Annotated in this window: 9 protein-coding genes; 5 read left to right on the top strand and 4 right to left on the bottom strand. The window is 66.2% G+C overall.

Annotation, left to right across the window (positions count from 1 at the left end; genetic code table 11):
* Positions 1 to 24: 24 nt before the first annotated feature.
* Positions 25 to 2,700 (top strand): hypothetical protein, encoded by a 2,676-nt coding sequence (locus CG471_RS19260; RefSeq protein ID WP_099233104.1) that lies wholly within the window; start codon positions 25 to 27, stop codon positions 2,698 to 2,700.
* A gap of 37 nt (positions 2,701 to 2,737) precedes the next feature.
* Here CG471_RS19260 and CG471_RS19265 read toward each other — a convergent pair whose 3' ends face one another.
* Positions 2,738 to 3,823, bottom strand: coding sequence for an anhydro-N-acetylmuramic acid kinase (locus tag CG471_RS19265; RefSeq protein WP_099233106.1), 1,086 nt, complete (start codon positions 3,821 to 3,823; stop codon positions 2,738 to 2,740).
* 55 nt (positions 3,824 to 3,878) lie between these two features.
* On the opposite strand from CG471_RS19265, the gene tyrS reads away from it, so the two are divergent.
* Entirely contained in the window at positions 3,879 to 5,096 is a 1,218-nt protein-coding gene (tyrS, locus tag CG471_RS19270) for a tyrosine--tRNA ligase (protein ID WP_099233124.1), read from the top strand.
* A 76-nt stretch (positions 5,097 to 5,172) separates the two neighbouring features.
* The gene (locus CG471_RS19275; protein ID WP_004207490.1) at positions 5,173 to 5,529 is read left to right on the top strand and encodes a PilZ domain-containing protein; all 357 of its coding nucleotides are present in this window, start codon (positions 5,173 to 5,175) and stop codon (positions 5,527 to 5,529) included.
* Here CG471_RS19275 and CG471_RS19280 read toward each other — a convergent pair.
* From CG471_RS19280 to recG, 3 genes are all read right to left on the bottom strand, one after another.
* Entirely contained in the window at positions 5,501 to 6,577 is a 1,077-nt protein-coding gene (locus tag CG471_RS19280; protein WP_257211607.1) for a mechanosensitive ion channel family protein, read from the bottom strand. The two genes, CG471_RS19275 and CG471_RS19280, sit on opposite strands and share 29 nt — an antisense overlap.
* 90 nt (positions 6,578 to 6,667) lie before the next feature.
* Positions 6,668 to 7,381 (bottom strand): CPBP family intramembrane glutamic endopeptidase, encoded by a 714-nt coding sequence (locus CG471_RS19285; protein WP_099233110.1) that lies wholly within the window; start codon positions 7,379 to 7,381, stop codon positions 6,668 to 6,670.
* 52 nt (positions 7,382 to 7,433) lie between these two features.
* Positions 7,434 to 9,497 carry an ATP-dependent DNA helicase RecG gene (gene recG, locus CG471_RS19290; RefSeq protein WP_099233112.1) on the bottom strand — a complete coding sequence of 688 codons (2,064 nt, stop codon included), beginning with the start codon at positions 9,495 to 9,497 and terminating at the stop codon, positions 7,434 to 7,436.
* A gap of 203 nt (positions 9,498 to 9,700) precedes the next feature.
* Between recG and CG471_RS19295 the strand changes: the two genes are divergently transcribed.
* Together CG471_RS19295 and mfd are read left to right on the top strand one after the other, a co-directional pair.
* Positions 9,701 to 9,967: a succinate dehydrogenase assembly factor 2 gene (locus CG471_RS19295; RefSeq protein WP_099233114.1), complete on the top strand. Its 267-nt coding sequence runs from the start codon at positions 9,701 to 9,703 to the stop codon at positions 9,965 to 9,967.
* A 134-nt stretch (positions 9,968 to 10,101) separates the two neighbouring features.
* Complete coding sequence (gene mfd / locus CG471_RS19300) at positions 10,102 to 13,566, top strand: transcription-repair coupling factor (protein ID WP_099233116.1); 3,465 nt, start codon at positions 10,102 to 10,104, stop codon at positions 13,564 to 13,566.
* Positions 13,567 to 14,063: the final 497 nt, after the last annotated feature.

The raw sequence follows: 14,063 nt of genomic DNA on the forward strand, positions 1-14,063 counted from the left end.
GGAAAAGATGATAGGATCACACCCATGAATGGGGGCAGCACAATCGTCGAATTCTGGCGAGACGAGGGAAACGCGACCGGCAACGCGCCGGCCGCGGATGACATCCTGCTATTGAAGCAGGCCGTACTGGACATTGAAGATGCCCCTGACGACGCGCAGGGGGCAGGCGAAAAGCTGGTGCGCAACGCCCGGATCGGGCTCAGCCTGCTGGCGCTACTCTGGCTTGGCTTCGCGCTCTGGGCGACGATCGTGTCGGATCAGTGGCGGGCCGGCCCGGCCGCCTGGCCCGCACTCGTCGCCACGCTGCTGGTGCCGATCAGCCTGCTCGGCATCGCCTATCTCCTGATCGTGCGCAACAGCCGCGCCGAATCGCGCCGCTATCTCGATACCGCCCACGCGCTGCGGACCGAGGCCGAACTGCTCGAACTGCGCCTCGGCCGGATCGCCGACCGGCTCGAATCCGCGCGCCAGACGATGCAGGATCAGGCCGAACTGCTCGACAGCTATGGCGCCGCCGCCAGCAGCAATATGGAGGCATCGGCCGAACTGATCGCCGGCCGCGCCCAGACCACCGCCGAACGCGCCGAAAGCGCCGAGCGGGCCGGCACCGCCCTGGTCGCACGGATGGACGCCCTGATCGCCGCCATGCCGCAGCTCGAAGAACGATCCGTGCGCATGGCCGCGCAGATCATGGACAATGGTCACGCGCTCGCCGAACGGATCGACACGCTCGAAGCGCGCCTCCATGCGCTGGGCGAACTGTCCGACGACACCCGCACCCGCACCCTGTCCGCGACCAAGAGCCTGTCGAGCCAGCTAGGCCAGTTGCAGGAAACCACCCGCAGCGCCACCGACGAGGTGAACGGCCTGGCCGACATCGCCGCCGGGCGGATCGAGACATCGGCGCAGAGCGCGCGCGCCGCCATGGTCCTGACCCAACGGGATATCGATGCGCAATCCGCCGCGCTGGAGGCGCTGGTCAATCGCGTCGCTGTATCGCTCGGCGAAACCAGCGATGGTGCCGTTCGCGCCCTCACCCAGGATCTCGACCTGGTCGAGGCATCGCTACGCGGTCGCCTCGAAACCTCGATGGATCAGGTGCGCGACACGATGGAGCGCGCGCAGGAAGGGCTTTCGACCCAGCGCGCCACGCTGGAGGCGCTGGTCGCCCGTGCCCAGGCCAGCATCACCGCCACCAGCCAGAATGCGCTCGCAGCGCTGGGCCAGGATCTTGGCTCGATCGAGGACGATCTGCGCCAGCGGCTCGACGCCACCCTGCTTCAGGCCCGTGAAACGCTCGCCCTGACCGATGCCGGGCTGCGCGATCAGGCCGGCGCGCTCGACAGCCTCATCACCCGTTCGCGCGACAGCATCGCCGCGATCGGCACCGACACCGTCGCCGGCCTTGCCGACGATATTGGCGAGGTCGAAAGCCGCCTGCACCAGATCAACGATCTGGTCGAAGGACAGCGCAGCCTGATGGCCGGGTTGCACGGCACGCTCAACCAGACGATCGACCAGGCCGAGGCTCGCTTTGCCGCGCTGGAGGATAATGCCCTCGCCCGCAGCCAGAAGCTGACCGACGCGCTGACCCGCCTGACCGAGGAAACCCGCCGGATCGACACCGCGCTGCATGACGGCAGCACCACTGCCGAAAAGCTGATCGGCAATGCCGAAACGCTGATGGTTGCGCTCGACTCCAGCGTCCGGGAACTGGACGAAACCTATCCCGGTGCGCTCGCCCGCTTCGACGCCCGACTGGAAACCAGCCGCGCCATGCTGGGTGCCGCGACGCCCGAACTGGAACGGCTGGAAGCCATTTCGGAGGCGCTGGTCGGCCGCACCCAGGAAGCCGAGGAGATGCTGCGCGGCCAGGGTCGCCGTCTCTCCGAATGGCTCGAAAGCACCCAGAGCGGCATCGAATCCAACCGCGAACTGGTGGAAAAGCTGCGCACTGCGCTCGACGCCGCGCATGAGGACACGACCCGCATCACCGAAGGTGCCGGCCCGCTGCTCATCACTGCGCTGCTGCGCGTCAAGGACACCGCCGAACAGGCCGCCGAGCGCGCCCGTCAGGCGCTCGGCCGCGCCATCCCCGACGCGGTACAGAACCTGGCCGAAGCCAGCGAGCAGGCGATGCAGCAGGCGGTCGGCGATCAGGTTTCGGCCCAGATCGAGAAGCTGGCCGATGTCGCGGAAGAGGCCGTGCGCGCCGCGCACAATGCCTCGGATCGGCTGACCCGCCAGTTGATGACGATCGCCGATACCAGCGCCGGGCTGGAACAGCGGATCGAGGAAGCCGGCCGCGCCGCCGAGGAACGCGATCGCGACCATTTCTCGCGCCGCTCCGCCCTGCTGATCGAATCGCTCAACAGCACCGCGATCGACGTCGCCAAGATCCTGTCCAACGATGTGACCGACACCAACTGGTCGGCCTATCTCAAGGGCGATCGCGGCGTCTTCACCCGCCGTGCGGTCAAGCTGCTCGACGCCGGCGAATCCCGCGAAATCGCGCTCCATTACGACAATGACGCCGATTTCCGCGAGCATGTGAACCGCTACATCCACGATTTCGAGGCGATGCTGCGGATCATCCTGTCGGCGCGTGACGGCAATGCCCTGGGCGTCGCCATCCTCTCGTCCGACATGGGCAAACTCTATGTCGCCCTTGCCCAGGCGATCGAGCGCCTGCGCCAATAAGGATCAGGGGCGGCGCCCGGCCGCCCCATCCCCCTTTTCAGGGCTGGAACAGCACGCCGCCGGTCATCGGTTCAGGCGCGCCGGTGGTGCCGGGAAAGCTGATCGGCAGGCCATTGAGGTGCCGCACCGCCATATAGGCAAAGCCCTGCGCCTCCAGCGCGTCGCCATCCCAGCCCAGTTCGTCGACCGAGCGGACATCGGCGCCGGTGCGCGTCGCCAGCATCGCCATCAGCGTGGCATTATGACGGCCGCCGCCCGCCACATAGATGCGCGCCGGCCGTTCGGGCAGATGGCCGACACCGCGTGCCACCGCCTGCGCGGAAAAGGCGGTCAGCGTCGCCGCCCCGTCCGCCAGCGACAGCCCCTCGACCGGCGCAATGGTGAAGGCTTCACGGTCGATGCTCTTGGGCGGCGGCGCCGCGAACCAGGGATCGGCCATCATCGCCGCCAGCCGCGCCTCGTCCACCTGGCCCCGCGCGGCGGTCGCGCCGCCCGCATCATAGGCGGCGTCGCCATGCGCCTGCATCCAGTTGTCGATCAGGCCGCTCGCCATGCCGGTGTCGAAGGCGATCAGGCTACCGTCCGATCCGATCGCGGTGATGTTTGCCACCCCGCCCAGATTGAGGATGCCGACCGGCTTGGCCAGACCATCGGACAATGCCCGATGATAGACCGGCATCAGCGGCGCCCCCTGCCCGCCCGCGCGCACATCGGCACTACGCAGGTCGGCGACCACGGGAATGCCGAACGCGCCAGCCAGCACCGCCCCGTCTCCAATCTGCCAGGTCCAGCGCCGCTCGGGCCGGTGGGCAACGGTATGACCATGAAAGCCGATCACCGCGATATCCTCCGCCACATGGCCGCTGCGGCCCAGCATGTCGGCGATCGCATCGATATGGAAATTGGTAAGGTCCATCTCCACCGCGCGGATCAGCGGATCCTCGCCCGGCGCGTCCATCGCCATTGCCCGCGCGCAGGCGGCGGCCAGCCGTTCGCGAAAATCATCGCTGTAGGGCTGGGCGTGGAAAATGATTGCCTCGGCCTGCCCCTCGCCGTCCGTCTCGATCAGCGCGGCGTCGATCCCGTCGCGCGAGGTGCCGGACATCAGACCGATTGCCAACATGATCGAAAACTCCGCCTCTTTTCCACTTGCTGCCCCAATGCTACAGGCGCGCGTCATGAGCAACTATCAGTCCGATCTCCTCCGCCTGCTCGAAGCACGCGGCTACATCCACCAGCTGACCGACGCGGAAGGGCTTGATGCCATGGCCGCCAAACAGGTGGTGCCGGGCTATATCGGCTTCGACCCGACTGCGCCGTCGCTCCATGTCGGCCATCTCGTGTCGATCATGATGCTGCGCCAGCTGCAGAAGGCGGGTCACAAGCCGATCGTCCTGATGGGCGGCGGCACCGGCAAGATCGGCGATCCCAGCTTCAAGGATGAAGCGCGCAAGCTGCTGACCGTCGACCTGATCCAGGAAAATGTCGCCAGCATCAAGCGCGTGTTCGAACGCTTCCTGACCTTTGGCGACGGTCCGACCGACGCGATCATGGTCGACAATGCCGACTGGCTCGACAAGCTCGAATATATCCCCTTCCTGCGCGACATCGGCCAGCATTTCTCGGTCAACCGGATGCTGAGCTTCGACAGCGTCAAGCTGCGCCTAGACCGTGAGCAGTCGCTGAGCTTCCTCGAATTCAACTACATGATCCTCCAGGCCTATGACTTCCTGGAGCTGTCGCGTCGCAGCGATTGCCGCCTGCAGATGGGCGGATCGGACCAGTGGGGCAATATCGTCAACGGCGTCGAACTGGCCCGCCGCGTCGATGGCACGCAGGTGTTCGGCCTCACCACGCCACTGCTCACCAATGCCGACGGCACCAAGATGGGCAAGACCGTGGGCGGCGCCGTCTGGCTGAACCAGGACCAGCTGTCCGACTATGATTATTGGCAGTTCTGGCGCAACACCGCCGACGCCGATGTGTTCAACCGGCTGCGCCTGTTCACCGACCTGCCGATGGACGAGGTCAACCGTCTCGCCGCACTGCAGGGTGCGGAGATCAACGAGGCCAAGAAGATCCTGGCGAACGAGGCAACCGCGCTCTGCCGTGGCATCGAAGCCGCGGCTCTGGCCGCCGAAACCGCGCGCAAGACCTTCGAGGAAGGCGCGTCGGACGCCAATCTGCCGACCGTCGCGCTGGGCGCCGAGGGCCTGACCGTCATCCAGGCGACCACCGGCCTTGGCTTTGCGACCTCCAACAAGGAAGTCCGCCGCAAGCTGGCCGAGGGCGCGATCAGGGTGAATGGCGAAGTCGTCACCGACCCCGCAATCACGCTCAAGGCCGGCGACAAGCTCAGCTTCGGCGCCAAGAAACACGGCCTGGTCACCGCCTGAGGACAAACAGGGTTTCAGCCCAGTTAACGCTACCAGGTAGGAAAGCCTCCACTTTCCGCCCGCTAGGCTGAAACCCATGTCCTCCTCGGTTTTCGCCAATCTCGGCCATGTCATGCGGTCGCGCGACCCGTCTGTCGATCAGCGGCGGGTGGCGCGTGACCTGGTCGACATGGTCAGCCATATCACAGCGGACGGCCGCACCCATGGCGTGCGGATCATCAACATCTCGCCGCTCGGCCTGATGTGCCGCACGGAAGAGTTGCTCACGCTGAGCGGTCGGGTGCTGATCTGGCTGCCGGTGCTCAAGGATCGTCGCGCCCTCGTCCGCTGGAGCGAGGAAGGCCGCATCGGCCTCGAATTTGTCGAGCCGATCCCGACCGCCGGCTATGACGCCATGATGGCGCTCATCCCGCCACGCCGGACCGCCTGGTAAAGGACTCGTCCCTCTCCAGCGTCTGACGCCCGCGCACCAGCGCCTCAGGCATATCGGTCCGCAGGAAAGTCAGCATCGCCTCGCGCACCTCGCAGCGCAGATCGAACGCGATCCCGGCATTGCGCGCCGACAGCAGCCCGCGCAGCTCCAGCGCGTCGGCACGATGGTCGGTCACCTGCAGGATCGCCACCCGCCCGTCCCAGCGCCCGTTCGCCTTCACCGCCTCGACGAAGCGCGCGCGGATCCGCTCGATATCGGCGGTCGGATCGACATAGAGGAAAACCGTGCCCAGCAGGTCCGACGTCTTCGTCGTCCAGTTCTGGAACGGCTTCTCCAGGAAATAGGATACCGGCACCACCATGCGCCGGTCGTCCCAGATGCGCACGATCACATAGGTCAGCCTGATCTCCTCGATCCGCCCCCATTCCCCTTCGATGATGACGACATCGTCCAGCCGGATCGGCTCGGAAAAGGCCATCTGGATGCCGGCGATCAGATTCTTGAGCGCCGGTTGCGCCGCCGCGCCCACCGCCAGCGCGGCGAGGCCGGCCGACGCCATCAGCGACACGCCGATCGTCCGAACGCCCGGAATGGCGATCAGCATCATTGCGATCACGAAGAAGCCGACGATGCACTGGCAGATGCGATAGAGGATGCTGATCTTGGTGCGCTGCCGCCGCGCCTTCAGATTATCCTCGACGCTGATGTCGGCGCGCGCCTCCAGCATCGCCTTGCCCGCCCGCATCGCGCGAAAGATCAGCCAGCCCACAAGCAGCGCAAACACCATCCGCGCCCCGATCGACCAGATATCCTCGATCCGCGGCCCCATCTCGATCGACTTGAGCCCCGCCCCCAGCGCCAGCAGCACCACCAGCCAGCGCGTCGGCTGGAAGATGGCGGGCAACAACAAAGGCTCGATCCGCGCGCGCTTCACCAGCCGCAGCGCGATCCAGTAGAGCGCCCAATGGACGACGAAGGCGACGACCACCGATAGCGCGATCGAAAGCGCGGCCATCGGCGTGATATGGGTCAGGCTGATGTCGGTCATGCCAAAGGCAACGCGACCGCCCCGCATTTTGTTTCGCAGGTGCAGCAGAGATTGTCGCCACGCCCTACATGATGAAGCCCCGGTCGATCGCTACTTCCATCGCATGAATATGGCGGTGAAGGTGAGCGTGTCGATGACGCCGTGCAACAGGATCAACGGCCACAGATTGCGCCTAAACAGCAGGAACATCGTTCCGAACGCCAGCCCGATCCCGCCCGTCACGAAGGCCCCTCGCCATCCCTGATAATAGAAATGACCATAGCCAAAGATCAGTGCGGACAGGAGGACAGCCAGCATGGCGCCTACACGGCCAGCCGGAAACAGCGCCTGCAATCGGGTGATCAAATAGCCGCGAAAGAACATCTCCTCGCCAAAGGCCGCCGCGCTCCACACAATGCCGATCCACAGCAGATAATGCGGCAGGCTCCCCGCCACCGCGCCCCAGCGATCGGCCACGCCAGCGGATTCCTTCGCTAGGAACGCCAGTCCAATCGCCGGCCCGACGATCGTCACCAGTGCAACGACGATGGCAAAGGCCAGCAACGTCACCCCCGCCTTGGGCAGGATCATCAGCTTGGCCCTCCATCCCGGCAGCGGGATCAATCCCATCGCCGACCAGTTCAGGCCGCAAAAACGCATATACAGCGTCAGCAAGGCCAGCGTCAGCAGCAGCGACACCGGGCCGGCATAGCGCCAGAAGATCAGGCTCAACCCATATTTGGCCAGCAGCGCGAAGCCGACAAAGGCTACGATCTCGACCGCAATGCCGCGTCGGCTCAGCTTTCGGATCGGTTCTGGCGTCATCGCCACGGGGTGTCCTATGCGAGCAATACTGTCAAGGGAACGGCCGCGCCGCTCACCCCCCCCGCAGCAATCCCACCGCGGCATCCTTTTCGAACAGATAGAGAAAGGTGCGAGCTGCCTGCCCGCGTTCGCTGTCCAGCCCGCCGTCGCGGTCGATCAGCAGATGGGCGTCGTCGCGCGCGGCGTCCACCAATGCCGACACATGTTCGGGCGTCGCGATCTTCAGTTCCGCCTCGCCCGACTGGCGCGTGCCCAGCACTTCGCCCGCGCCGCGCAGCTTCAGATCCTCCTCGGCGATGCGGAAGCCGTCATTGGTCTCGCGCATCAGCGCCAGCCGCGCCCGCGACGTCTCGCCCAGCGCATTACCGCGCAGCAGCAGGCAGACCGACGGCTTGTCGCCGCGCCCCACGCGGCCGCGCAACTGGTGCAACTGGGCCAGGCCAAAGCGCTCCGCCCCTTCGATCACGATCAGGCTTGAGTTGGGCACATCGACGCCGACCTCGATCACCGTGGTCGCGACCAATATCTGGGTGCGGTTGGCGGCAAAGGCCTCCATCGCCGCATCCTTGTCCGGCCCCTTCATCTTGCCATGGACCAGGCCCACCCGGTCGCCGAAGCGCTGGCGCAGCGTCTCGGCGCGCATCTCGGCCGCCGCCTGGTCACTTGTCTCGCTCTCCTCGACCAGCGGGCACACCCAATAGGCCTGGCCCCCGCCCTCGACATGGCGGGCCAGCCCCTCGACCACCTCGTCCAGCCGGTTGGCGGACATGACGAGCGTCTGGATCGGCTGGCGGCCGGGCGGCATCTCGTCCAGCCGCGACACGTCCATCTCGCCATAATAGGTCAGGGTCAGCGTGCGCGGGATCGGCGTGGCCGTCATCACCAGCAGATGCGGGGATCGCTCGGCCTTGCTCGCCAGCATCATCCGCTGCGCCACACCGAACCGATGCTGCTCGTCGATCACGGCCAGGCCCAGCGCCTTATACTGCACCTTCTCCTGAAAGATCGCGTGGGTGCCGACCAATATATGGATGCTGCCATCGGCCAGCCCCATCAGCGTCGCTTCGCGCACCTTCCCCTTCTCACGCCCGGTCAGGATCGCGATCTCGATCGGCAGGCCCGACGCCATCTTGCGCAGCGTCTCATAATGTTGCCGCGCCAATATTTCCGTCGGCGCCAGCATCGCCCCCTGCATCCCGGCCTCGACCGCGTTCAGCAGCGCCATCAGCGCCACCAGCGTCTTGCCCGATCCGACATCGCCCTGCAGCAGGCGCAGCATCGGCGTCGCCTGCGCCATGTCGCCCTCGATCTCGCCGATCGCGCGGCGCTGCGCACCGGTCGGCGCAAAAGGCAGCTTCAGCATCGCGCGCAGCCGCCCATCGCCGCTGATCGGCACGCCGCGTCGCCGCCGCGACGATTGCCGCACCAGCATCAGCGCCAACTGCCCGGCGAAAATCTCGTCATAGGCCAGCCGCTCGCGCGCCTGCGCGTCGGTCGGGTCGGCATGGAAACGCTCCAGCGCCGCGCGCCAGGCCGGCCAGCCCTTGCTCGCCAGCAGGCTCGGCTCGATCCATTCGGGCAGTTCGGGCGCGCGGACCAGCGCCTGCCCCACCAGGTCGCGCATCCGGTTGTTGGTCAGCCCTTCCGACAGGCCATAGACGCTCTCGCGCGCCGGCACCGTGTCGGCCTCCTCGGGCGGCAGCACATAGTCGGGATGGACCATCTGGAGATTGTCGCCATAGGCCTCCAGCTTGCCCGACACGAATTTCGGTTCGTTGAGCGGCAGCAGCTTGCGCGGCCAGGCGCTGTTACGGCCGAAATAGACGAGGGAGACGGCGTTGCCATGGGCGTCCACCGCCTGCACCCGGAACGGCGCGCGCGCATTGCCACTGGCGCGATAATCGACTGGGGTCAGCATGATGCCGATCACCTTGCCGGCGTCCGCCATGTCCAGTTCGTCGATCAGTTTCCGGTCGACATAATTGACCGGCAGATGGAAGGCGACATCGACCGCCCGCGCCAGCCCCAGCCGTTCGAGCGGACGGGCCAGCGCCGGGCCAATGCCCTTGAGCGCAGAGATTTCGGCAAAGAGCGGATTGAGAATATCGGGTCGCATGGCTATCTGACGGCTGTAACGCGTGATCGTTCCTGTGTGAACGTCATTGCGAGCGTAGCGAAGTAATCCATGTCCGACCGGTGGATTGCTTCGCTACGCTCGCAATGACGAGCAGTTCGGGGATGGTCAGGCCCCATTCCAGCCGGGACGGTCATTCAAATATCCGATCGGCTGTTTCGGCACGTCCGTTAAAGGAACAAATTGTGAACGACAACCCGCTGATGCGTCGCCTGAAATTCCGCGCCTGGCACCGGGGCACGCGCGAGGCGGATTATACGGTCGGCGGTTTCTTCGAGCGCTATCATGCAACCTGGAACGAAGAGCAGATCGCCTGGTTCGAGCGCTTCATGGACGAACAGGATGCCGACATCATCGGCTGGGCGCTCGGCACCATCGCCGTGCCGGACGAATGGAAGGGGCCGATGATGGACCAATTCCTGAAGCTCGATTTCGTCAAGATCGAGAACTGAAGCCATCCTCCCCTGACAGGGGAGGTGGCTGGCCGCAGGCCAGACGGAGGGGTGTCAACCTCTCGAGAGCGTAACACCCCTCCACCGGCTTCGCCGGTCCCCCTCCCCCCAAGGGGGAGGAAGGAAGTAGAAACATGACCGATCTCCAGAAAATCCTGAAGGCGAAGGCGCCGCTCACTCTGTCCGGCGTGCCGGCCGGCTTCCAGCCCTGGCTGCTGGCGGACATCGCCCGCGCGGCAACCACCCGCGCCGTCTTCGTCGCTTCGGACGAGCAACTGATGCGCGCGGTCGCCGACACCGCCCATTATTTCGCGCCAGAGATCGAGCTCATCGAAATTCCCGCCTGGGACTGCCTGCCCTATGACCGGGCCAGCCCCTCGCTGCGCACCGCGTCGGCCCGCCTCGCCGGCCTCCATGCGCTCCAGGCCAAGCCAAAGGGACCGCAACTGGTCCTCACCACCCTCAACGCCCTGACCCAGCGCACCCTCACCCCGTTCCGCGTCCGCCAGCTGGTCGCGCGCCTCGCGCCCAAGGAGCGGATCGCGATCACGCGCCTCGCCGACATGCTGCAATCCAACGGCTATGTCCGCACCGACACGGTCCATGATCGCGGCGAATTCGCCATTCGCGGCGGCATCGTCGATCTGTTCCCCGGCGGCGAGGACCAGCCGCTGCGGCTCGACTTCTTCGGCGACGAGATCGAGACGGTGCGCCGCTTCGACCCGACCGACCAGCGCACCACCGGCAGCGTCGACGGCTTCACCTTGCTCCCCGCGTCCGAGGCGCTGCTGGACGAAGACACGATCAAGCGCTTCCGTGGCCGCTATCGCGAAACCTTCGGCGCGACCGCGACCGGCGACCCGCTCTATCAGGCGGTGAGCGAGGGCCGACGCCTCGCCGGCATGGAACATTGGTTGCCCTTGTTCGAGGAAAAGCTGGTTCCGCTGACCGAGCATCTGGGCGATGACGCGATCATCGTCCGCGACCATGGCGTGGTCGGCGCGGCCGACGCCCGGTTCGAGGCGATCCGCGACTATCACGCCAACCGCATCGCCGCGAAATCGACCGATCCCGGCGCCTATCGCCCGCTGAAGCCCGAAGCTCTCTATCTCGACGCCGCCGAGTGGGACGCCGCCGCCACCAGCTGGCCGATGCATGCCACCACCCCCTTCCATGAGCCCGAAAGCGCCACCGTCCTCGACTTCGCGGTCGACGGCCCGCGCGATTTCGCGCCCGAACGCGCGCAGAACGCCAATGTCTATGAGGCGGTCGGCAAGCATATCGACGCCCTGCGCCGCACGAAGAAGAAGGTGGTGATCGCCAGCTATTCGGCCGGCGCGCGCGAGCGCCTGTCGGGCCTGCTCGCCGATCATGGCGTCGCCCGCCTCGCTGCCGCCGACAGCTGGCAGGAAGCGCTGGGCACCGCGGCGGGCGGCAGCGCCGTCCTCACCGTCCTCGGCCTCGACCATGGCTTCACTGCGCCCGACGTCGCCATCCTCACCGAACAGGATATGCTGGGCGATCGCCTGGTCCGCCGCGCCAAGCGCAAGAAGAGCGCCGACGCCTTCCTCGCCGAACTCGCTACCCTCTCGCCCGGCGACCTGGTCGTCCATATGGACCATGGCATCGGCCGCTATGAGGGGCTGACGCAGATCCCGGTCAGCAAGACCGCGCATGACTGCGTCGCGCTCTCCTATGCCGGCGGCGACAAGCTCTATGTGCCGGTCGAAAATCTCGAAGTCCTCTCCCGCTACGGCTCCGACAGCGAGGGCGTGAGCCTCGACAAGCTGGGCGGCGAGGCCTGGCAGCGGCGCAAGGCGCGGATGAAGGAGCGTATCCGCGAGATTGCGGGCGAACTGCTCAAGACCGCCGCCGAACGCGCCCTGCGCCCGGCCGAGATCGCCGAGCCCGACGCCGCCGGCTATCCCGCCTTCGTCGACCGCTTCCCCTATCAGGAAACCGACGATCAGAATCGCGCGATCGGCGACGTCATCGAGGATCTCGGCGCTGGCCGCCCGATGGACCGTCTCGTCTGCGGCGATGTCGGCTTCGGCAAGACCGAAGTGGCTCTCCGCGCCGCCTTTGTCGCCGCCATGGCCGGCATGCAGGTGGTGGTGATCTGCCCCACCACCCTGCTCGCGCGCCAGCATCACATGAATTTCGTCGAGCGCTTCCGCGGCTTCCCGCTGGAAATCGCCCGCCTCTCCCGCCTCGTCCCCGACAAGGAGGCGAAGGCGACCAAGGCGGGCCTGGCCGACGGCACGATCGACATTGTCGTGGGCACCCACGCCCTCCTCGCCAAGGGGCTGGCGTTCAAGCGCCTCGGTCTCGTCATCGTCGACGAGGAACAGCGCTTCGGCGTCACCCACAAGGAACGCCTCAAGTCCCTGAAAACCGACGTCCATGTCCTGACCCTCACCGCCACGCCGATCCCGCGCACGCTCCAGATGGCGATGTCGGGCCTGCGCGAATTGTCGGTCATCCAGACCCCTCCGGTCGATCGCCTGGCGGTGCGCACCTACATCATGCCCTGGGACGGCGTCGTCATCCGCGAGGCGCTGCTGCGCGAACATTATCGCGGCGGCCAGAGCTTCTTCGTCGTGCCGCGCATCTCCGACCTGACCGAGGTCGAGGAATTTCTGCGCACCGAAGTGCCCGAGGTGAAGCCGATCGTCGCCCATGGCCAGATGAGCGCCACCGATGTCGAGGAGCGCATGTCCGCCTTCTACGACAAGCGCTATGACGTGCTGCTCTCCACCACCATCGTCGAATCCGGCCTCGACATCCCCAGCGCCAACACCCTCATCATCCACCGCGCCGACCGCTTCGGTCTCGCCCAGCTCTATCAGCTGCGCGGCCGCGTCGGCCGGTCGAAGACGCGCGCCTATGCCTATTTCACCACGCCCGCCAACCGCATCATCACCGAAACCGCGGAAAAGCGGCTCAAGGTTCTGTCCGATCTCGATACGCTCGGCGCCGGCTTCCAGCTCGCCAGCCACGATCTCGACATTCGCGGCGCCGGCAATCTGGTCGGCGACGAACAGTCGGGCCATATCAAGGAAGTCGGCTTCGAACTCTACCAGTCGATGCTGGAGGACGCGATCATGGACGCCAAGGCCGGGGGCGCCGGCCTCGAAGCGCGCCGCGACAGCTTCTCGCCGCAGATCAGCGTCGACGCGCCGATCATGATCCCGGAAGAATTCGTGCCGGACCTCGACCTGCGCATGGGCCTCTATCGCCGCATCAACGAACTGGAGGACCGCCAGGGGCTGGAGGCCTTCGCCGCCGAGCTGATCGACCGCTTCGGCAAGCTGCCCGCGCCGACCCAGAACCTGCTCAAGATCATCGAGATCAAGCAGAATTGCCTCAAGGCCAATATCGCCAAGATCGATGTCGGGCCAAAGGGCGCGCTGGTCAGCTTCTTCGAGGATCGCTTCCCCAACCCCGCAGGCCTGGTCGCCTATGTCCAGCGCCTCGACGGCGTCGCCCGCCTGCGCCCGGACAGCAAGGTCGTCGTCACCCGCGCCTGGCCCGACCCCGCCGCCCGTTTGAACGGCGCGCTGCAACTGTCGAAAGGGCTGGCCAAGGCGGCGGGGTGAGCCTGCCCTCTATTCCTCCCGGCCCTGCGGGGAGAAAACGACCATTTTCTGCGGCCGTCACCCCGGCCTTGAGCCGGGGTCTCACTTTTCTGGGGCGACGAAGAAAAGCGGGATGGCGGGTCAAGCCCGGCATGACGAAACCATGCGCGGCAACTAGCGGCCATATCCCGTCATTGCGAGCGTAGCGAAGCAATCCACCGGCGCGAGAGGATTGCTTCGCTAGCTCGCAATGACGATGTCAGGCTTTGACGGCTGACGACCAGAAGCAGACCTGTTCCCCCTCCCGTAAACGGGAGGGGGGTAGGGGGTGGGCTGGACGTCGCCCAAGCCCACCCCGCTGCGACTAACGCGCTACGCGCCTAAGTCTCGATGCCCCTTGTATCTGTGCCTGAGGTCATGAGGATGACCTGGCACCATGAGATCGGGTGGCCACCCGATCTCATGGCCGCAGTGTCGACGCCCGTTGCCCCTCAGGTCCGTTCGACCGTCGGGAGTTT

The sequence above is a fragment of the Sphingobium sp. IP1 genome (assembly GCF_002708645.1).
Taxonomy (GTDB): domain Bacteria; phylum Pseudomonadota; class Alphaproteobacteria; order Sphingomonadales; family Sphingomonadaceae; genus Sphingobium; species Sphingobium yanoikuyae.